General features: G+C 44.5%; 19 protein-coding genes. 3 read left to right on the top strand and 16 right to left on the bottom strand.

What is annotated here, in order from left to right; genetic code table 11:
- Nucleotides 1-3 precede the first annotated feature (3 nt).
- A complete protein-coding gene (locus GXP69_RS09595) occupies nt 4-705 on the bottom strand; it encodes a hypothetical protein (protein WP_163914747.1) in 702 nt (233 codons plus the stop codon).
- Nucleotides 706-713: 8 nt separating this feature from the next.
- Complete coding sequence (gene mnmA, locus GXP69_RS09590) at nt 714-1,844, bottom strand: tRNA 2-thiouridine(34) synthase MnmA (RefSeq protein ID WP_163914745.1); 1,131 nt, start codon at nt 1,842-1,844, stop codon at nt 714-716.
- Nucleotides 1,845-2,075: 231 nt separating this feature from the next.
- Between mnmA and trpF the strand changes: the two genes are divergently transcribed.
- Nucleotides 2,076-2,696 (top strand): phosphoribosylanthranilate isomerase, encoded by a 621-nt coding sequence (gene trpF / locus GXP69_RS09585; RefSeq protein WP_163914743.1) that lies wholly within the window; start codon nt 2,076-2,078, stop codon nt 2,694-2,696.
- Between the two features lie 214 nt (nt 2,697-2,910).
- On the opposite strand, the gene trmB is transcribed toward trpF, so the two are convergent.
- The 10 genes from trmB to GXP69_RS09535 all read right to left on the bottom strand — a co-directional run bounded on the left by trmB (nt 2,911) and on the right by GXP69_RS09535 (nt 14,777).
- Nucleotides 2,911-3,576, bottom strand: a complete 666-nt coding sequence (gene trmB, locus GXP69_RS09580; RefSeq protein WP_163914741.1) for a tRNA (guanosine(46)-N7)-methyltransferase TrmB — start codon at nt 3,574-3,576, stop codon at nt 2,911-2,913.
- Nucleotides 3,577-3,579: 3 nt separating this feature from the next.
- Nucleotides 3,580-4,872, bottom strand: coding sequence for a bifunctional folylpolyglutamate synthase/dihydrofolate synthase (locus tag GXP69_RS09575; RefSeq protein ID WP_163914740.1), 1,293 nt, complete (start codon nt 4,870-4,872; stop codon nt 3,580-3,582).
- An 8-nt stretch (nt 4,873-4,880) separates the two neighbouring features.
- Nucleotides 4,881-5,759 carry a hypothetical protein gene (locus GXP69_RS09570; protein ID WP_163914738.1) on the bottom strand — a complete coding sequence of 293 codons (879 nt, stop codon included), beginning with the start codon at nt 5,757-5,759 and terminating at the stop codon, nt 4,881-4,883.
- A gap of 14 nt (nt 5,760-5,773) precedes the next feature.
- Nucleotides 5,774-6,175, bottom strand: a complete 402-nt coding sequence (locus GXP69_RS09565; RefSeq protein WP_163914736.1) for an ExbD/TolR family protein — start codon at nt 6,173-6,175, stop codon at nt 5,774-5,776.
- 2 nt (nt 6,176-6,177) lie between these two features.
- A complete protein-coding gene (locus tag GXP69_RS09560; protein ID WP_163914735.1) occupies nt 6,178-6,885 on the bottom strand; it encodes a MotA/TolQ/ExbB proton channel family protein in 708 nt (235 codons plus the stop codon).
- Nucleotide 6,886: 1 nt separating this feature from the next.
- Nucleotides 6,887-8,011 carry an HU domain-containing protein gene (locus GXP69_RS09555; protein ID WP_163914734.1) on the bottom strand — a complete coding sequence of 375 codons (1,125 nt, stop codon included), beginning with the start codon at nt 8,009-8,011 and terminating at the stop codon, nt 6,887-6,889.
- An 8-nt stretch (nt 8,012-8,019) separates the two neighbouring features.
- Complete coding sequence (locus GXP69_RS09550; RefSeq protein ID WP_317164577.1) at nt 8,020-9,768, bottom strand: TonB-dependent receptor; 1,749 nt, start codon at nt 9,766-9,768, stop codon at nt 8,020-8,022.
- The gene (locus GXP69_RS09545) at nt 9,740-12,775 is read right to left on the bottom strand and encodes a tetratricopeptide repeat protein (RefSeq protein ID WP_163914733.1); all 3,036 of its coding nucleotides are present in this window, start codon (nt 12,773-12,775) and stop codon (nt 9,740-9,742) included. Before GXP69_RS09545 ends, GXP69_RS09550 begins: the two co-directional genes overlap by 29 nt.
- Nucleotides 12,776-12,971: 196 nt before the next feature.
- Nucleotides 12,972-14,018 carry a DNA polymerase III subunit delta gene (gene holA / locus GXP69_RS09540; RefSeq protein ID WP_163914732.1) on the bottom strand — a complete coding sequence of 349 codons (1,047 nt, stop codon included), beginning with the start codon at nt 14,016-14,018 and terminating at the stop codon, nt 12,972-12,974.
- A gap of 66 nt (nt 14,019-14,084) precedes the next feature.
- Nucleotides 14,085-14,777, bottom strand: a complete 693-nt coding sequence (locus GXP69_RS09535; RefSeq protein ID WP_163914731.1) for a hypothetical protein — start codon at nt 14,775-14,777, stop codon at nt 14,085-14,087.
- 244 nt (nt 14,778-15,021) lie between these two features.
- On the opposite strand from GXP69_RS09535, the gene tyrS reads away from it, so the two are divergent.
- Nucleotides 15,022-16,326 (top strand): tyrosine--tRNA ligase, encoded by a 1,305-nt coding sequence (gene tyrS / locus GXP69_RS09530; protein WP_163914785.1) that lies wholly within the window; start codon nt 15,022-15,024, stop codon nt 16,324-16,326.
- A gap of 78 nt (nt 16,327-16,404) precedes the next feature.
- Here tyrS and GXP69_RS09525 read toward each other — a convergent pair whose 3' ends face one another.
- Together GXP69_RS09525 and GXP69_RS09520 are read right to left on the bottom strand one after the other, a co-directional pair.
- Nucleotides 16,405-16,596: a histone H1 gene (locus GXP69_RS09525; RefSeq protein WP_163914730.1), complete on the bottom strand. Its 192-nt coding sequence runs from the start codon at nt 16,594-16,596 to the stop codon at nt 16,405-16,407.
- Between the two features lie 106 nt (nt 16,597-16,702).
- A complete protein-coding gene (locus tag GXP69_RS09520) occupies nt 16,703-17,941 on the bottom strand; it encodes an aminotransferase class I/II-fold pyridoxal phosphate-dependent enzyme (protein WP_163914729.1) in 1,239 nt (412 codons plus the stop codon).
- Between the two features lie 211 nt (nt 17,942-18,152).
- Between GXP69_RS09520 and accC the strand changes: the two genes are divergently transcribed.
- Nucleotides 18,153-19,649: an acetyl-CoA carboxylase biotin carboxylase subunit gene (gene accC / locus GXP69_RS09515; protein ID WP_163914728.1), complete on the top strand. Its 1,497-nt coding sequence runs from the start codon at nt 18,153-18,155 to the stop codon at nt 19,647-19,649.
- A gap of 104 nt (nt 19,650-19,753) precedes the next feature.
- On the opposite strand, the gene bshB1 is transcribed toward accC, so the two are convergent.
- A complete protein-coding gene (bshB1, locus tag GXP69_RS09510; protein ID WP_163914727.1) occupies nt 19,754-20,473 on the bottom strand; it encodes a bacillithiol biosynthesis deacetylase BshB1 in 720 nt (239 codons plus the stop codon).
- 14 nt (nt 20,474-20,487) lie between these two features.
- A complete protein-coding gene (locus GXP69_RS09505; RefSeq protein ID WP_163914725.1) occupies nt 20,488-21,534 on the bottom strand; it encodes a M23 family metallopeptidase in 1,047 nt (348 codons plus the stop codon).
- Between the last annotated feature and the right edge of the window lie 61 nt (nt 21,535-21,595).

Here is a 21,595-nt window from a genome sequence, read left to right as displayed (position 1 = left end):
AGCCTATAGTTTACCGTGTTCTATTAATACTTCAGTACGCTTATGACCGTCAAGAATAAATGGCTTTTCAGGATCACAATTCATGAGACATTCTTCGAGCTCTTTACGATCAAATAATCTATAAATACGACCTACATTCCAGGCATAAACTTCTTCTCGTTGGTCAATTTTAGTTTCAAGTAATGGAGGCTCACCGAAAGTAATCATTACTGTATTGTCATAAACAGCATTATTTAGAGGATAAGTCTGTCCAACAAATGCAAACTTCGCTTGTTCACGCTTTCCATTACCCAGTTTGCGGGTATTATAAACATCAGGTTCCCAGGTATTACCCTCTTTAACCGGAAATACCATTTTCACATAACGGGTGTTGTCCTTTGTAAGGATAACACGGTTATGATCTTTGGTAACAGTCATAACGGAATCATCCAGCCATTCAGCCTGGGCATCAGGTCGAATGGAACGGATGATTTTATAGGTAAGGGCGTTGGTCTGGTCCAGGAAAGAATCTGCAACCCACTCCCGCATCTGGAAACGCTCTTTAGTCGCCACGTTGTTCTGGTAGTGTATATCTGTTACATCGTAAATCCGATACTGCCCTACTTTTAGGGGGTAATAGTTTAACCCGCGGGCTTCCGGATCCGGTGTAACAAAGCTTTCTTCGCAACTGATTGCAACAAAAGCTAATACACACCAACAGAGCAACTTTTTTATCATGATGGCAGAACGTCTAAAGTATAGTCCAGGTTATAGTTTGTTTCGATCCAGCCACCACCAACTACATCATTTCCTTCATAAAATACGGCAGCCTGGCCAGGCGCAATGGCGTGCACACCATGTAAAAAGTGTACTTTCATTTTATCGCCTTCCTGCTCAACTATAGCTTCTGTGCCAGAATCGTTATAACGCACTTTGGTTATAGTTGGTATTGGCTGGCCAATCAGGTTCTCATACTTAACCATGTTCAGTTTGCCTACTGTCATTGCGTTTTTAGCCAGGTCTTCAAAATTACCCAGCACTACACGGTTCGCATCTTTCTCAATGCGGGTAACATACACCGGGAAACCCAGCGCTACACCTAAGCCTTTACGCTGGCCGATAGTATAGAATGGATAGCCTTCATGCGTGCCTACCACAGTGCCGTCTTCCAGCACAAACTCACCACCGGCAACCTGCTCTTCCAAGCCCTCAATGCGGCGCTTCAGAAAGCCACGGTAATCGTTATCCGGTATAAAGCAGATCTCGTAAGACTCAGGCTTGTTTACCAGTTCTGTAAAACCGCGGTCCATTGCCATTTGACGAATCTCTGTTTTACGCAGGTTACCTAACGGGAAAATAGTACGCGCCAAGCTTTTCTGCGAGATTCCCCACAGAGCATAAGACTGGTCTTTGTTTTCATCCAGGCCTTTCGAGATCACATAGCGTCCGTTTTCTTCGCGCACCTGCGCATAGTGGCCGGTAGCAATAAAGTCGCAACCCAGTTGGTCGGCACGGCGCAGCAAGGCATCCCATTTAATATGTGTGTTACACAGCACGCACGGGTTTGGCGTACGGCCGGCCATGTATTCATCTGTAAAATGGTTGATCACAAAATCGCCGAACTCCTCACGGATATCAATGATATAGTGCGGAAAGCCAAGCTGTACAGCTATGTTACGGGCGTCGTTTATCGAATCCAGGGAGCAGCAACCGGTTTCTTTTTTGCTGCCACCACTTGAGGCATAATCCCAGGTTTTCATGGTCATACCAACCACTTCGTATCCTTGCTCGTGTAACAGTACTGCTGCAACCGAACTATCGATACCTCCGCTCATGGCAACCAAAACCCTTCCTAATTTACTCATGTATGTAAGGTACTAAAATGCTACGTTTATATAATTTTGTTACAAATATAGCAACAACCTGGCACTAATAAAGATTTCAGCACATCGAATATTGGCCGGTTGCAACTATAGTATCCTGAAAAACAGGATAAAAAAGAATAGAAAAATCTGGCATCGAACCCGTATTAGGGCTTACTTTGGCAATTGAAAGAATAACAGAGATTTATATTTATAGTTTAAGATAAAGATAAAATGGGCTTACGTACCTCAGTAATAGTTAACGGAGTAAATAACCTGAGCGATGCACGGTATTGTGCCGGCATGGGCGTGGATGTAATTGGCTTTAACCTGAAACTGGACGACCCGAACCGGGTGCAGCCACACACTTTAAAAGAAATTACAGGCTGGGTATCTGGCGTAAAACTGGCTGGCGAATTTGAACGTGCCAAACCGGATATCATAAATGAACTAGCCGAAGAGTTTAACCTGGACATGATCCAGCTGGATACTCCTTACCTGATCGACGAGATAGAAGAGATCAACCGCCCGGTGATTCAGAAAGTATTCATCAACAAAGACACAGTAGTGAGTGAGCTGCTCGAAATGATGGACCTCTATAGTCCTTATGTAGATAGCTTTATTATCTACTCAAGCGACTTCAAGACAATAGACGACACCAACGAAAAGCTGCTGAAAGAAGTAGCCAAAAAGCATAACGTGTACCTGGGTTTTGGTCTACACAAAGAAAACGTTAGCCACATCCTTAACAAGGTAAAGCCAACTGGTATCGGACTACAAGGCGGAGAAGAAATCAGACCAGGCTACAAAAACTTCGACGAATTCCAGGACATTTTTGAGGAGTTAGAAAGTTAGAAAGTTAGAAAGTTTGGAAGTTAAAAAGTTAACTATGGTTTTAATATGCGGGATATGCCTCAACTATAATCCTGTTGCCTAAACTATAGTTAACAGATAAAAAAACAAAAGCCCGCTGAAGTAAAGATCAGCGGGCTTTTGTCTGAGATATATTCAAAACTTAAAAGTTATGTACTTCTAAAATACCTTTCTAACTTCCAAACTTCTCAACTTTCTAACTTTCCTTCACTGGCTTGTACTGCAGGTACTTAATTGCGATTCCTTCAGCAAGGTAGCGTTTTTCGTATGTTGTATAGATGCCCATGGTGTGCTCCTGCAGGTCGGAATTGTAAAGGTCGTGGGTTGAAACCAGGTGCTTTATCTTTCTTTCCTGAAGCACCTCCAGCGTGTAGTCGAATAACGGACCGTTGTCGGTTTTCAGGTGGATAATGCCATCATGCTTTAACAGATAACTATAAAGCTCCTGGAAACGCGGCGATGTAAGCCTGCGCTTTATGTCGCGGTCTTTCGGGCGCGGGTCCGGGAAAGTAATCCAGATTTCGTCAATTTCACCTTCAGCAAAATGGTCGGTTATCGTTTCGATGAACGTACGCAGAAAGGCAACGTTTTCCAGCCCTTCCTCAACGGCCAGCGTACTACCTTTCCAGATGCGATTCCCTTTAATATCCACGCCGATATAGTTTTTCTCAGGATGTAGCCGGGCCATACCAACCGTATATTCACCACGACCGCAACCTATTTCCAGCACAATTGGATTATTATTACCAAACTGCTCTGAACGCCACTTGCCCTTTAGCTGACCATACTTCTCATTACCATCCTGCACTACATTGTCGCGCTCAGCTATAGTTGCAAATTTCTCTAATTTAGATCTTCCCATTCTTTATAGTTCTTCAATCTCTGCCACCACAAAGGTACTGCCGCCAATAAATATTATCTCATCAGGTGCCGCATTTTCTTTGGCTGCCTTTACTGCATCCGCTACAGAACTATAGCTTGTACCACGTAAGCCTACTTTTTCTGCTTTCTGCGATAACTCTGCTACAGGCAGCGCTCTCGGAATATCAGCCTGGCAGAAATAGTAGCTATAGTTCTTTGGCAACAGCTCCAGTATAGTGGTAACATCTTTATCGTTTACCGCACCGAAAACAAAGTGCACCTGCTTAGGCTGCAGGCTATGTAACTGTGCAAGTATCTGATTAATTCCATCCACGTTATGGCCGGTATCACAGATAGTTAAAGGGCTATAGTTGAGTACCTGCCACCTGCCTTTTAGTCCTGTGAGCACTTTAGTGTTTTCCAGTCCGTTACGGATAGCCTGCTCCGTAATCTTAAACTCACGATTCAGAAGCACATCTATAGTTTGCAGCACGCCTGGCAGGTTATAACGCTGGTAAATACCGGTAAGGTCTAGTTTTAAACCATGCAGGTACAGTTCACCATTCCGGTAAACATCAACAACCTGCTGTTCCAAACTATAGCTTTTGAGTTCTACACTATAAGTATCAGATGCAAAGAATAAAGGAGCATTTACTTCTTCAGCCTTTGCAGTAAATACAGCTGTAGTTTCGGGCTGCTTCAAGCTTATAGTTGCAGGAATACCAGGTTTAATGATTCCGGCTTTCTCAGCAGCAATTTCTTCTAATGTATTACCAAGCAAAGCCTGGTGATCGAAACCAATGTTCGTGATTAGTGAGGCTTCGGGTGTAATGATGTTAGTAGAATCCAGCCTGCCGCCCAAGCCAACTTCAATTACAGCCACATCAACCTGTTCATCTGCAAAATATTTAAAAGCTAGTGCAACCGTCATCTCAAAAAACGAGGGCTGCACTTTTTCAAACAGTGGCTTATAGTTCTCTACAAAATCAATGAGATACTGCTGTGGCAACTCCGTGCCATTAATGCGGACACGTTCAGTAAAAGATTTTAAATGCGGCGATGTGTAGAGTCCCGTTTTGTAACCAGCCTCCTGTAGCACGGCAGCCAGCATATGCGAACTGCTTCCCTTGCCATTGGTACCTGCTACGTGTATGGTTTTATAGTTTTGCTGGGGGTTGCCCATGGCATCGCAGAGCGCGATGATGTTGTCCAGGCTCTTCTTAAAAGCAGCATTGCCGATGCGTTGAAACATCGGCAATTGCTGGTATAGGTAATCTAATACTTCCTGATAGTTCATTTAAAAGGCTATCTGGTTCTGATTGTATACGTTATAAAGCCCGTGGCTCCTTTGTTCTGATCAGTGTTGCCACCAAGGCGCACGAACGTCGCTTTCTTGAAAACTTCCATGCGGTAAATTTCAGCTACCTGCGGCGAAACCGTTGATTCATGCACCGTAGCACTTTCTACTACGCCATCCGGACTGATCTTGATTCTGATAACCACTTTACCAGTTTCACTGGAATTATCGCGAGGTCTTGGAATATCGCCCCAGCCCCATCCGGCCATGTTTAATGAACCTCCTGCACCGCCTCCGGCTTTTCCATAAAGCGCTTCAGCATTTAACGAACCTTTCGGATCTCCTTTATCGCCTACTGTGCCTGGATTATCTCCGTTGTTATTTCCTGTAGTTTCGTTAGATGTTCCGCTCTTGCCTGTGCCTGTTGTGGTCGAAGTCTTACCAGGATAAAGTGCCTTTGGTTTCTCAGGCTCTTTTACCGGTTCCTCTTTAGGCTGCGGCTTTGGCTCTGGTTTAACCTCCTCTTTTACAGCTACAGGTGCATCAGCAGTAGTGGTCTGCACTTTTGGCGTTTCAGTTGGCTTTGGCGGCGTTGGCTGTACCGTAGGCTTAGGCTCAGGCTTCACATCCGGTTGCGTAGGTGCAGGCTTACTGTCCTCTACGTTCTTAGACTCATTTGGCGTAGCCATCGTCTGTACTTTACCACTGCCCACATCATCCAGACCATAGTTCAGTTCAATGCCTAATTCTTCGGCAGGCGGGCCAGGTGCACGCCAGGCTATTACATATATCAAAAGCAAAAGCAGAATAATATGTACTGCTATACTTATACCAGCAGCAATACGTTTATTCTTTTCTTCTTCTCTTGTTAAGGCTATTGACGACATAGTTTCATTTATACTTATTCGCTGGGTAAAGTTGCCAGCGTCACTTTTGCGTTCAGGCTAGATGCAATACCAGCTACTCTGGCAAGATGCTCAACAGGCACTGATTTATCTACATGCAATACAACGACACCTTCACCTTCCTTAGTTCCTTGCAAAAGTGCTGCCAATTGTGGTTCAAGATCCTCAATTGCTATAGTTCGATCGTTTAAGGCGTATCTTAAATCTGAGGTTATGGTTACACTGATCTTCTGTAGTACAGTATTAGACGCCTTGCTGGAAGGAAGACTAACCGGTAGACCTGCTGGTGTAACCAGGTTAGATGTAAGCATAAAGAAGATAAGCAGCAGGAAAATGATGTCAGTCATAGACGACATGCTAAACTCGGCACTTATCTTGTTTTTAGAGCGTAGGTTCATGCTTATAGTTGTGGTTCTTGTAACAGGTCAAGGAACTCAATAGCTGAGTACTCCATTGAGTGTACAATGTTATCAATTTTTGTTGTCAGGTAGTTGTAGCCTACATAAGCCGGAAGGCCAATAATCAGACCTGTAGCAGTCGTCACCATCGCCTCGTAAATACCACCTGAAAGCAGTTTCGGGCTGATAGAACCTTCTGCCTGAGCGATCGCGATGAAAGCCTGTATCATACCGGTTACTGTACCAAGGAAGCCAAGCATAGGTGCAGCACCTGCTACAGTTGCCAAGCCTGCCAGGTTACGCTCCAGGCGGCTGATCTCGATCTTACCAACGTTCTCGATAGAAGTCTCTATGTTCTTCAGCGGGTTACCTATGCGGCTGATACCTTTAGACAGCATTCTGGCAACAGGCGTGTTTGTTTGGGCACAAAGCATTTTAGCACCGTTAATATCGCCGGCAAGTACCATGCTTTTAATGCGGTCGTTAAAGCCTTCCGGATTTTTAGCTGCTTTCTTCAGCGTCAGGTAACGTTCAACAAAGATGTAAACGGCAGCCAACGAAAGTAAAGCCAACGGATACATGGCCCAGCCTCCTGCTAATGCAAGATCGATTAATGAAACAGATGCTTCAGCAGCAGATTGTGTACCTTCAGCAATTGTTGTAGTGTCGGCAGGTGCACCGGTTGTAATTTGTAATAAGAGAGACGTCATATTAGTTATTAAGTACCCAGAGTGAATTTCCGTATGTTTTTCTGTATTCGTTCATAGCAGTTTGTGCTTCGTTTGCAGTTGCAAAATCAGCAACCGAAACGCGGAAAAGGCGACTTCCTTTTAGTGGTGTAAGCACTTTTCCATCATGGCCGTTGGCTCTTACCGCTTCACGGCTAACTTCTGCATTCGCTAAACGTGCATACCCACCCGTAATGATATAGAAACGGCCGGTTTTTTCTGAAACTGTAAGAGCAGGCGCCCCCTCTTCAACTATAGTTTCCTGATTTACATCACCTTCCGCTTCAGTAGTTAAAGCTAAGCCTGCATTATCATCCCAGCCTTCTGCATCAATATCAGAAGCTACAGCTAAATGCTCACCTTCTATTGTGGTAATAATTCCGGCAGCTGGTAATATTGCCTGATATGCTTCTAATCGCTCTTCTTCGGATACTGGTGTAAAGTCAGTTGTATAATCTGCAACTATAGATTGCTTCTCTGCTGCTGTAAAATGAGCAATCGGGTTAAGGCTGCTCAGATTATAGTCTGTCTGGATAGACAATAAGTACAAAGCCGAACCGGTAAGACCTGCAATGACCAGCGCTGCAGCCGTATTGTATACTCGGCGCAGGCGGCGCTTAAACTTATTGCCCTGTAACTGTTGCTCCTGCTCGCGATTCTTCTGCAGTGTTCTCAGTACAGCAGATTCTTCATGCCTTACCGGCCTGGCAGAAATCTCTGGTAAGCCAAAGCTGGCCTCCAGCAGGTTATCGGTTTCCTTGTACTCGAACACAAGGCGTTGCTCAGCGTTATACCTGAAAATGCCAATATCATTTAAAGTAAACGTGTTTTCGGCTCGTAATTGCGTATTTACCTGGGCCACAAAGGCAGCTACCATTTGTTGCGCTTCAGCAGCAGTAATGCTGTTCTGGTACGCAATGGTACTGATAAGCAAACCATCGTTCAGGATAAGCTTTTCATTAAAGGCTACCCTTTTGGATGGCGGTGTAATGGTATGCTTAACCGGGTGCACTATAGCCGGCACATAGCGGGTTATCAGGCCGCCAAAGCCAGGAATAATGACACAATCGTGGTCATAGAGCAAATTTCTGATGTGCTTTGCAACCATAGGCTACGTTAAAATGAATAGGTGATGCCTCCTATCAGGTTAATACTTTTAGCGTGGTAATTTACAAACCTTTCGTACTTCTTACCAAGAACATTATTGGCCATCAAAAATACGGTAAAGTTTGTTGTAAACTTATAATCCGCCTTTAAATTCAGGTCAATAATATTATCGGTCTCGCGGTTTACAAAAGTGCCGTCTGGCCTGTAAATGCGCCCGAAAGAACTCCCAATATAATAAAGTTCTGAGTTAAAGAGAATCTTGTCGTAAAAGTTATAGGTGGCAAAAGCGCTCGCCATCAGCTCCGGACGGTGAAAGGGCTGGTCTAAGGAAGCTGTGTTATATTTGTTATAATCAAGCTTTAAACCTAAACGCACCTCATCAATATAATCAAAAACGGCCTCTGAATAAATATTTAAAACATTTGTTACACCATCGTCATACACCAGATCAAACTTAGTGGAATCGGAAGCGGAATTGTTAAAGAAGTAAAGATTGCGATAGTTCTGGTAAGCTACACGGCCTGTAAGGTGCACATAGTTCGACAGATTAGCCGAAAAACCACCATATATCTCTAGGCCTTTGTTGATATCTGCTACCTGCACGTTCGGAGCCAGCCAAGGGTTCTCTTTGGTAAGCTCATATAAAGTAACTCTTTGAAGATCGCCACCTAACCCTGCGTATAACTGCAGGTTATCTTTGATCGGCTCTACTCCTATTCTGAACTGAGGATAGATATTGAACTGACGGGCATCGTTTACTTCGTCGCCGGTGTATGCCACATTCGCACCGATCGTAATACGTGCAGCACCAAACTGGCGTTCATAGCTCGGGTTCAGCTTAAAGAAAGTGCGCGACACACTGCTGGAATCCTTATGAGAAACAAAAGACAGGTCGGCATTTACTCTGAAGCCTGAAGTCTCGTCTATAGTATACTCTGAGTTAAGGTTGAGCGCGATATTTGCCTCGCTCATATCAAAACGGTCGTTGAGATAGTTTAGCTTAACGCCAGCCCTGTATAAAAGTGGTGAATTGGATGTCTGGTTATGGATGTAACCATTAGCATTAATACGGTTGAAGATCTGTTTGGTCGTGTCTTTGTCCACTTCATCCATCAGGCTTGGAGCATACCCATAAAAATGGTACTTATCACGCTCATAACCTAGTCGGCCGCCAATCGTGAAGCCTGGCAGGTAACGCTCGGCGTGTGCACCAATACTGCTGTTTGCCACCGCAGACTGGTCCTTTACTTCCGGCCCGCGTGCAGAACTTACATGGCTTACATTTGCGCCATACGATGCAGTCTCTGATCGCTTGTTATGGAAATAGCCTTTCAGGTAGAAAGTGCCATAGTTGCCAAGACCTGCCTTCAGGTAGTTGCCGTATAATTTGTTCAGCTCATCCTGCTTTATAGTTAGCACGCGCATCTGCAGGTTAATGTCCTGAGAAGGCAGGCGGTAATCTTCGAAACGATACCGCACATTACGATCGGCTACTGCGGGTGGCTCTATACGAAACTTTTCAAAGTTACGAGCTGCATTCGGCAACTCTATTACGCGGTTTTTCTCTACTACTACTTCTGCATCTTCCAGCTTAGCGCCTTCACCCCAACCGTTGTTCTGCGCCTGAGCTGTATTCATAAATGCGTAGCCAACACATAACACAATGGCCAGCGATGCTTTTCTTATCTTATTTTTCATCATGGATGCTTCTCTGTCTAAAAGTGTTTGTTTATCGTGGCTGGTTTTGCTGCGTGCCACCTGTTTTGTTCAGCTGGTCCAGCTTTTGCTTCGCCTGCTCAACAATCTCCGCTACCGGCGAACCTTCAATAATTGAATTAAGGGTTGCCTTTGCCTGGAATAGCTCATTCTGCGCTGTATAGTTATCTGCAATCAGCAGGAACGTTTTACCCAACCAGAAATCATGTGCTGAGAACTTGTTGTTGAAGGCAAAAGCCACATCCAGAGATTCTTTATACTTTTTCTGTTTGTACAGAATTTCAGCTACAAGATACTGTGCTTCAGCTCCATGCACGTCATTGGCTGCATTGGCAGCTTCCTGCAGTTCCTTTTGTGCCTGATTCAGATCTCCCTGCGCATAAGTAGACTTACCACGGTACAGCATGGCCGTGTTATAGGCATTAAGCGCTGCATTACCCTGGCTGATCAGTTCGTTGGCAATGCGCTTGCTGCCTGCGTAGTCATTCGTCAGGAAGTAGCTCATCATCAAACCAGACAGAGCGTTTTGCTGCTCTCTTCGGTTAGCGGCCACATCGCGCAATTTTGTATAGTATCTGATTGCTTCGGTATAGTTCTTTGCTTCAAACTCTAAATCTGCCACACGTTGGATGGCACGGTTCACATACTCAGACTTATTTTCAGCTACTACTTCTTTCATGCGTTGTAAGCCACGCTGTGCCTCTCCTTTGCGCAGGTAAGAATCTGCCAGGAAGTAACGGGCATCAAATACAAACGGACTCTTCGGATAAGCTGTAAGGTATGCTTCAAGCTTAGTAGCAGCCTGATCGTATTTCTCGTTGAAGTATAAGGTTTTAGCCGCCTCGAATTCAATGCTTTCTAGAGCGTTGCTTTCCGGGTTGTTAGACTTATATTTAGCCAGGTAACTATCAAACTCCTCGCTACGGTTCTGCGCAGCCAATGATTCCTGCAAACCATACAGCGCACCACTTGCAATCTTAGAAGTCGGGTATTCATCCAGCACACGCTTATAATCAACTATAGCATCATTGTGACGTCCCTGGTTCGCGTAGGCCTGACCGCGCTTATGTAACGCATTTGGTATAAGCCTGCTGTTGGTGTTTGAATTAATAAGGGTTGTAAAGCCAGAGATGGCTGGCCCATAGTTACCAGCTTCAAATTCCAGGATGGCTGCCTGGTACTGGGCATCATCAGAATAACGAGAACGAGGGAACTCGTTTATAACCGTAGACAGGCTTTGTTGTGCCTGCGCTTTGTTCCCTGTAATGCCTGCAATTACACCACGCTGGAAGAAAGCATAATCTTTGTCCGGTGAATTAGATGCAATCACCTTATTATATAGATCCTGTGCCTGGTTATAGTTCTTGCTCACATAGTACAGGTCGGCCAGGCGCAGCACCGCATCAAAATGGTTCGGGTTGCTGGCATTTGTACCGTCAACATAAGCCTTGAAATGTGGCAGCGCCTTGTCGTACTGTTTAGTGTTATAGTAGGCATAACCAATTCCATAACGAGCTTTCAGGTAATACTCCGATTGTCCGGCAGATGTATTGCGGAACACGGCAGCGTAGGAGTTAATAGCATCCTGGTAACGCTGGCCAACAGAATAAGCTTCCCCTTTCACAAAGTGGCTGGCAGCAGTCACATCCTTGTCATAAGGGTATTGCAACGATTTATCTAGCATGGCAACTGCTGCCGGAAACTTGGCTTCGTTGTACAGGTTAACACCGTGCAGGTAAGTAACACGCTGATAGGTCTGGAGTATCTTCCAGCTTTTCTTCGGCATATTCTCGATATGGCGAATTGCTTCCGGATAGTTGTTGGAGCTGAAATAGGCTTCGCTCAACAAGTCGTCAACAACAGTCAACTGATCTGAATTAGGGTAGTCGTTGTTGAATGTTGACAGGGAATTGATCACCTCGCGGTTATTACCAAGCTCATAGTTAACCTGCGCATATTTTAAAGTCGCAGCCTGAGTCACGTCTTTATCGTGGTTGTTCTTGCGGGCCTGATCAAAAGCGGTCATTGCAAACTGCTTGTTATTTTCACGCAGGTAACTCAATCCCAAGTAATAGGCCGCATTCTGGCCAAGTGCATCTTTTTTAAGCGCTACAGCTTTAAAGTTTGTGATAGCGTCTTTATAGTTGTTATTCTTATAATCGGTATAGCCGATTTTGTATTGCACTACCGAGTCCAGAGACTTTTTACCCTGCACATACTGGTCGAAATACTTGTCAGCTATTTTATAGTCGGCACGTTGGTAGTAAGCATCTCCTACCAACAGGGCAATCTCATCAGCCTGCTGTACTTTTGGGGTGCGTGCTAAGGCGGCTTCGCCATACCGGATCACTTCATATACATCGTTCTCTTTGTACAGGATTTCAGTGACCATATAAGGAACGATCTGGGCGTAAGCTTCATTCTTCTCAGCTATTTTCAGATCTTCTTTGGCAGCCGCATAGTCGCCATTGCGGTACGAAATGTACCCTGAGTAGTAATTTGAAGCATAGGCAAAACGGTGTTCTTCTTCGCGGAAGCCATTGGTCTTGTTCTTATCGAAATAGGTCTTGGCTTTTTCAAAATCTTTTGTGGCGAAGTAAGAGTAGCCCAGCTTAAACTCCAGCTCTTTGTTTTGCTTGATGCTTAACAGGTGTGTTGGGGCAAGCTGCAGATACTCCACAGACTTTTTGTAATCCTTCTGCTCAAAGTAATAAAGGCCCAGTTCATAGTTAGCTAATGCAGTTTTAGGGTGAGCAGGATAGTTCTTCGCAAAGTTGAGGATCAACTGCTCAGCATCAGGATGTAGCAGGTACAAACCGCTCAGAGCATAATAATACTGTGCATCAGCTGTTCTAGCATCATCTCCAATCAGTTCGATATATTTCCTGAAAGCTTCCTGCGCTGCACCATACTTGGCACGGTCAAACAGTTCCAGCCCTTCATGAAAATAATTGTCTTTAGCAGTGAATACCTGCGTGTTCTGGGCTGCTACCACATGCGAGCCTCCCGCCAGTACCGACGCCAGTGCAATTTTGTACGCTATCTTCATAGTATGTTCTTAAAACGGTCCTGCTAGCGCAGGTTTAATCGTTTCTGATTTCTCTAAAGTATAATTTACCCTACAAACGGGCAGTTAAAGTCAAAGTTAAGTAATTTTATAAAGGTACACAGCTGGATCGGTACTTACATAGCTTTACCCATATACAATGTAAAGGTCTCCAAAATATTGTGCACCGTTTAAAATATTACACGCTTAATATTCTGGGTACTGGGTGCAGGATCTTAAACACCAGTTCGCGCAGTATATCAGCCTCACTCATATCGCCTCCGGTAATCCCTTTCGACTGCAGATCGGCTTCTCTTATGTAATGAATAATGTCTGCAACCCGGTTAATCGGGTAAAGGCGCATGGCATGCTGAAACTCTTTTAATTTCCAGGCCTGTTGCCCAAGCAGCTTTTTTAGTCCTGCCTCTGATTTATCGCTAGCGGCGTGCAGGCTTAAAAGCTTCGTAAAAAACGAAAAGAGCATTCCGATGTTAGGGATGACCGGGTTGTTTTTTGGATTAGCTTCGAAATAATTGATGATACGGTTAGCTTTAAGTGCATCCTGGGCAATGAGAGCCGCCTGTAGTTCAAAGATATTATACTCCTTACTGATGCCTACATTTTCCTGAACTACCCGTTCATCTATAGTTTGCCCAGGCTTCAGGTTAAGCAACAGCTTGTCAATTTCATTGGCTAAGCGGCTTAGATCAGATCCAATAAACTCGCTTAGCTGCTGCACCGCCTGGGGTGTGGATTTAATGCTTTTACTTTTGAGGTAATTATTAACCCAGGCTGGCACCTGGTTCTCATACAGTTTTTTTGTGGTCAGCATAACGGCATGCTGCGCAAACATTTTAGACAGAGACTTACGGCCATCGAGCGTTTTATGCTTGTAGGCAAATACCAGAATAGTAGAAGGCAGCGGGTTCTGCAGGTAGGCTTCCAGTTGCTTCGTTCCTTCATCCTTATCAATATCCACTATACTTTGCGCTTCCTTCACGATCACCACCGAACGATCCGACATCATCGGGAAACGTTTAGCCTGAAGCAGCACCGTAGCAACATCCACATCTTTACCATAGATTACCACCTGGTTGAAGCCTTTTTCGTGCTCCTGTAACGCATGCTGCTCTATGTAATCTGAGATCAGATCAATATAATACGCCTCTTCCCCCTGCAGAAAGTATACAGGTGCAAAGTTTCGTTTCTGTAGTTGTTCTAAAATGCCTTCGGGTGTATGGGCCATGTCTGCAAAAAAAATTACCTACACAAATTTAAGGCATCAAACCTAAAATGAAAGGATAAACCCCGATTATTGCTCAGCCAGCTTATAGTTACCGGTAGTTCCGGTATGCAGGAAATCGAACTTAGGGTTTTGCTGAAATACAACCGACGCTAACAGGAATACGCTGAAACAGAACTCCTGCAGTTCCCATAGTTTGCCGGTAGGCAGTATGAGCGGCAGCATAAAGAAGCCCAGGTACATCCAGCCCCATGATTGTTTTGGGATTGGAATATACAGGTATTTCCAGTTGCGAAGCTTAGAACTATACTTATACAGCAAAGGCAACCCCAGGAAATAAAAGAAAATGCCCGAATACATGACTGTACTAAAGATTAACTTGTTGATTTTGACTTCGCCTACTTGCAGGTTATGAATATTGAACTCACCCTGTGCATTAACCGCATGTAGTTTTTCCGGTGTACTGAACTCAAGGATACGTTGCCCCCAGGAGATCTCTTCGCCACAACCAAATATAAAAACTATAGTGCCGAGTATTAAAAATGCACGCTTTACGCCGCTACTCTGGTAGGCTCCAATTCCACAAACTATAGCTATCATCAACAATGAGAGCGCTGTTGCATTTTCAATATAGCCATCTTCAATAATGTAAAGCTCAAAAAAAGAGGGATTCCAGAAAAAGCTGACGATACCAACAAGTAAGTGTACCAATACAATTGTTAAGATAACATACTCAGGAACCGTGAGTCGACCTTGATTCATAAAAGAACTGTTAAGCGGGAAAGGATACTATAATACATACGGCTCAACCTCAGCAATGTGAAAAAGAGCCTTCGCTATTTGTAACAGGCATACTATATTAATTGTTAACGGCAATCTTTAATCCTTAAACGCACCTGTACACAGAGTAGCGTACATCGTGTGTTCTTTATGCATTGCTTCTGATTATACCATGCATACTGCCAACTCTTTTTTATATTTGCCCCAAACAGTAGAAGACGCTTACATGAATCTGATAGAAGAATTAAGATGGAGAGGCATGCTCCACGATTTCATGCCGGGAACTGAAGAACAACTGGCATCCGGAATGACCACAGGTTACATCGGTTTCGATCCGACTGCATCCTCCTTACATATTGGGAACCTGGCGACTATAATGCTATTGGTACACCTGCAGCGCGCCGGTCACAAGCCAGTTGCACTGGTAGGTGGTGCTACGGGTATGATCGGGGACCCATCCGGCAAATCTGCAGAGCGCAACCTGCTGGACGAAGACACATTGCGTGCCAACCAGGAAGGGATCCGAAGACAGTTGGAGAAGTTCCTGGACTTTAACAGTGGTGCCAACGCTGCCGAGATCGTTAACAACTATGACTGGTTTAAGGACTTCAGCTTCCTGGGTTTCCTGCGCGAGGTAGGTAAGCACATTACGGTAAACTATATGATGGCAAAAGATTCGGTTAAAAAGCGTATCAGCGCCGATGAAGACGGAGAACGTGCCGAAGGCCTCTCCTACACCGAGTTTGCTTACCAGTTAATCCAAGGTTACGACTTCTATCATTTATATAAAACCAAAGGTGCCAAATTACAGATGGGCGCCTCAGATCAATGGGGAAACATTACTACAGGTACTGAACTGATCCGCCGTATGGATGGTGGCAAAGCTTATGCTTTAGTAGGTAAACTGGTTACCAAGTCAGATGGTACTAAGTTTGGCAAGTCAGAAGGGGGCAACATCTGGCTAGACCCAAATTTTACATCGCCATATAAGTTCTACCAGTTCTGGCTGAACCTGTCGGATGAGGAAGCGGAAAAACTTATTAAGGTATATACGTTGCTCCCTCAAGAAGAAATTGAACGTTTGACAGAAGAGCACAAACAGGCGCCTCATTTACGCGTTTTACAGAAAGCCTTAGCTAAGGATGTTACAATTCGTGTGCATTCTGAAGAAGACTATAATGCAGCTGTAGATGCTTCAGAAATTTTATTTGGAAAAGGCGATTTAGAAACCTTAAAGAGCTTAAAAGAGGATATGTTGCTGTCTGTGTTCGAAGGTGTACCACAGATCGAAGTGGACAAAATAACCTACGCCGGAGCTACTAGTGTAAGCGAGCTTCTTTCCGACTTAACAGGTGGTCAGGTGTTCGAATCAAAGGGCGAAGCAAAGCGCATGATCAAAAATGGCGGTGTAAGCATTAACCGACAAAAGCTGCAGAACCCGGATGAGGCCGTAAACTATAACCTTTTACAGGAAAAGTACCTTGTAGTGCAGAAGGGCAAGAAGAATTATTACCTGGTTATAGTTAAGTAACTAAAAACCAATTACTTACAAATAAAAAAGGTGACCTTAATAGGCCACCTTTTTTATTTTCAGTATGCTGTCTGATTACTATTTTTTATCAGCAGTGCTGTTCTTCATGTCCTGAACTTCCTTACGGATGTCCTGTGCCATGTTTTTCAGGTCTTGCATACCTTTACGTACACGAGTACCAGCAGCAGCGTTACCTTTGTCGTAGAACTTTTCGAAGTCAGCTTCCAGCGACATAACTAGGTCTCTCAGTTTGCTAAAGTTGTTGTTCATTAGAGCTATTTGTTATAGTGAAACATTTGGTTTGATAGCTCTAATATACACATTTAGTAATAAGAAGCAAAAATTAGAGAAATTTAATATATGCCTTTGGAGCAAGTTAAGCGGTAACCGGAGACTTCGAGTACAGGCCTTTGTCCAATTTTTGTGCAATTTTCTCAAAAGCATCAATTGTCTCCTGTACATCCTCCAGGGTGTGTGCCGCAGTCGGGATCAGGCGCAGCATGATCACATCTTTCGGTACTACCGGATACACTACTATAGAACAGAAAATATTAAAGTTTTCGCGTAGGTCTAACGTCAACTGTGTTGCATCCGGAATCTGACCGTTCAGGAACACAGGCGTTACAGGCGAAGTTGTTGTACCAATATTGAAACCTTTCTCGCGCAGGCCGGACTGCAGGGCGTCAACTATAGTCCATAGTTGGTCTTTCAGTTCAGGCTTTGTGCGAAGCAATTCCAGGCGTTTCAGAGCACCAATTACCAACGGCATCGGCAATGATTTTGCAAAAATCTGAGAACGCATGTTGTAGCGCAGATATTCTACTACCTGCTCATCAGCGGCAACAAACGCACCGATGCTGGCCATAGATTTCGCGAATGTAGAGAAGTATACATCGATACCATCCTGGCAGCCTAAATGCTCACCAGTACCAGCACCAGTTTTACCCATCGTACCGAAACCGTGTGCATCATCTACAAACAGACGGAACTGGAATTTCTCTTTCAGCTTAACCACTTCATCCAGTTTGCCCAGGTTACCAGACATACCGAATACACCTTCCGTGATAACAAGGATCGCACCGCCTGTATTTTCAGCCCAGCGCGTTGCGCGCTCCAGCTGCTTCTCCAGACTAGCCATGTCGTTGTGTGAGAACACAAAACGCTTACCCTGGTGCAGACGTACGCCATCAATTATACATGCATGCGATTCAGCATCATATACAATCACATCATGACGGTCAACCAGTGCATCGATGATAGAAAGTACACCCTGATAACCAAAGTTTAGGAGCAATGCATCCGGCTTCTGAACAAACTCAGCCAATTCTGACTCAAGTTGCTCATGATAATTGGTATTCCCAGACATGATACGGGCACCCATTGGTGTAGCCATACCCCACTGTGCAGCCGCTTCAGCATCTGCTTTGCGTACTTCCGGGTGGTTAGCAAGACCAAGGTAGTTATTCAGGCTCCAGGTAAGCACATCTTTGCCCCTGAACTTCATGCGTGGAGCAATTTCTCCTTCCAGTTTAGGAAACGTAAAGTAACCATGCGCATAGTGAGAGTGGCTACCTAGCGGACCTCTGTTGGTCCTCAGTTTTTCAAATAAATCCACTTTAGTAAGAATTAAGTTATCGGGATATTTTCTATCTAAATCTGCCTTAGATGCACTTATAGTAATCTATGCATAAAAGCTGCGCAAATTTAACTTTTTATGCAATCATTTACAATGTAAACGCCTGCTACTAATGTCTTTTTTATATATACAGCTTTTATGTTTGGCCGCAAAGCTGTTTCTTTGAATTCTGAATCAGATTAGCTCCGGCATGAGAAAAATAAATAAGATACTGGTTGCCAACCGTGGCGAAATTGCACTACGGGTTATGCGTACAGCCAAAGAAATGGGCATTAAAACTGTAGCTGTTTACAGCGAAGCAGATCGCAACGCACTACACGTAAGGTTTGCGGATGAAGCAGTTTGTGTAGGCGGCCCGAAATCAAGTGAATCTTACCTGCGTGGCGATGTCATTATAGATGTCTGTAAAAAACTGCAGGTGGATGCGATACACCCCGGCTATGGTTTCCTTTCTGAAAATGCGGGATTTGCCAAGGCAGTAGAAAATGCCGGAATTATTTTCATAGGCCCGTCGCCGGAAGCAATTGAGCTAATGGGTAGCAAACTGGCAGCGAAAGCTGCTGTAGCCAACTATAATATACCGATGGTGCCTGGCACTGAGTATGCGATTACAGATGTTGAGGAAGCTAAGATAATTGCCCAGAATATCGGTTTCCCAATCCTTATAAAAGCCAGCGCTGGCGGTGGAGGAAAAGGAATGCGTGTTGTAGAAAGCGTAGAAGTGTTTGAAGAGCAGATGCAGTTAGCTGTAAGCGAAGCAACTTCAGCCTTCGGTGACGGCTCTGTTTTTATAGAGAAATACATCGGCTCTCCTCGTCACATCGAGATTCAGGTACTGGGCGATACACACGGTAACATAGTGCACCTGTTTGAGCGTGAATGTTCTATTCAGCGCCGCCACCAGAAAGTAATCGAAGAGGCTCCTTCGGCTGTACTTACACCTGGCCTGCGCGAAGAAATGGGCCGTTGTGCGGTTAATGTTGCCAAAGCCTGCGACTATGTAGGTGCCGGTACAGTAGAGTTCCTGGTAGATGAGAATCTGAACTTTTACTTCCTGGAAATGAATACGCGCCTGCAGGTAGAGCACCCGGTAACAGAGCAGATAACCGGCCTCGACCTGGTTCGTGAACAAATCCTGATCGCTGAAGGAAAAGCCTTAAGCTTCAGACAAGAAGACCTGCAGATAAATGGGCATGCACTCGAGCTTCGTGTATACGCTGAAGATCCAGCCAATAATTTCCTTCCGGACATTGGAAAGCTGGAAACCTATAAGCGCCCTCAGGGTCTTGGCGTACGTGTAGACGATGGATTTGAGCAGGGCATGGATATTCCGATCTATTACGACCCGATGATTGCCAAGCTGGTTACATTTGGTAAAGACCGTGAAGAGGCGATAGGGAAAATGCTGCGCGCTATAGATGAATACCAGATAACAGGTATTGCTACTACCCTGCCTTTTGGTAAATACGTACTACAGCATGAGGCTTTTGTGAGTGGTAACTTCGACACGAAATTTATTGAGCGCTATTTTACACCGGAAGTACTACAACCACAAGCCACAGAAGGCGAAGAAACTATAGCTGTAGCGCTTGCCGCTTTGCTTATGCAAAAACAAAAGCCTGCTGTTGCAAGCGAATCTGCACAAGCGACTTCTAATGTTTCGAACTGGCGTAAAAACAGAACCTAAACTATAAAATAATCTTACCAACTATAAACAGGAAGGGCGCTATAGTTTAGCGCCCTTCCTGTTTATAGTTTATAGTTAAAAGCTATAGTTGCAGCCAACTATAACTATAGCAGATCAAATAAGCTCTTAACTCCGATCAATCTTTCAACGGTAAAACCCTCGCCATAGGTAGCACCAATGGCGTGTCCGTACTCTTTTGCTCGGGCTTCGATAAACTCCATAAACTCCGGAGAAGAAATATAGGTATGAGCTGAAGTATCTTCTGGGTTAAAAAACTGAGACTTAAATGCTTTTATGCTTTCAACTTTCTGCTCCCAGTAAGGGGTAATGTCCACCACTACATCTGGTTTTATGTAACGGTCCTGAATAAAGTGGTAAACAGCCGTTGGTCTCCATGCTTCCTGTTTCTCACCATCCGGCCCAAACGTTTCAATCATCTTCAACCCTGCCAGAAAACATGCATCGGACACTACCTGTGAACCACGTCCATGATCCGGATGCCGATCATAAATCGCATTCATCAACACGATTTCAGGTTTGTACTGCCGGATCTTCTCTACAATTTTTAGCTGATGTTCTTTATCGTTAAGAAAAAATCCATCCGCAAAATCAAGATTTTCGCGCACACTCAGTCCTAATATTTTTGAAGCGGCCTCAGCTTCTGCTGCACGAATTTCAGGCGTACCACGTGTGCCGAGCTCTCCTCTTGTCAGATCAACTATACCAACCTCTTTTCCGGATGCAACATGGGCTATAATGGTACCTGCGCAGCCAAGCTCAGCATCGTCGGGGTGTGCAGCAAAAGCAAGTATATCTAATTTCATAGTCGGATATCAGGTTATTTTACTCGTATTCGTTTACCCACCTGCAACGTAGAACGCGTGCTCATACCGTTAAGCTTCGTAATCTGCGATACGGATACGCCATACTTTTTAGCAATACCTGATAAAGTATCGCCCCTGCGTATGGTATGGTAATACGTTCTGCGACCACTGGAAGAACTACCGCTTTTCGCTTTATTATAATAGTTAAACAGTGCCGAAGTGATCTGGAAGTTCTGCCCCTTCAGCAGGTAATCCGGGAAGTCATAGATGTTCTCAGGGTCCAGCGGATTGCCCTGGTAGCGTACTTCATAGTGAAGATGTGGTCCGGAACTACGGCCTGTACTACCACCCAACCCGATTACCTCACCTGCTTTTACAAACTGGCCTGGCTGCGCAATAGTCTTACTCATGTGCCCATACAAAGTTTCTAAGCCGTTGTAGTGGCGAAGCACGATATAGTTTCCATACCCACTACCGTCCCACTTGTTAATGCGCACAACTCCGTCAAAAGCAGCGTAAATACTATCACCTGTATCAAGGTCAATGTCAGTACCAAAATGCCAGCGATAGCCCCGATGCCCGAAGCGACTAGTAACGGGCGTCTTTTCCAATGGCATAAAGTAGTTACGGTTAGAGCGGGGATCATAGAGTACAACATCAACGGTATCTTTCAGTTGACGGCCATCCATTTTATATGGATTGATGTTCCGCGTATCCCATATGGCATAGTAACCAGCAATCCTGATCCAGGAAGAGTCTATCAATACTTCGTCCGAAACTTCAACGATGTGTTGCTGCCCCAAGTCTAACTCTGTAGTATCTTCACTAACTATAGACAGTTCTTTTTTAGGGCTGAAATTTATAGATTTCCCAGCATCTGATTCATCATTAAACTCATCATACTCAATCAGTATGGTCGTGTCCGGACGAACGAACTGTATCTTTGGCGATTTTACCTTAAACAGGTCTTTGGCTTTCTTTTGTGCAAATACATCTGGCGTCAGATATGTTAAACACAGCAAAAAAAGTACAACTGATAAGGAGCTTTTAAACTTTGGCATTGGCTTAAAAATTAGGCATAGGGCAGTTTAGTACAGAACAATATGCTTCCTAAACTACATG

It is taken from the genome of Pontibacter burrus (assembly GCF_010686685.1).
In the GTDB taxonomy this organism is placed as follows: Bacteria; Bacteroidota; Bacteroidia; order Cytophagales; family Hymenobacteraceae; genus Pontibacter; species Pontibacter burrus.
This window is presented reverse-complemented; position numbering and strand designations above follow the sequence as displayed.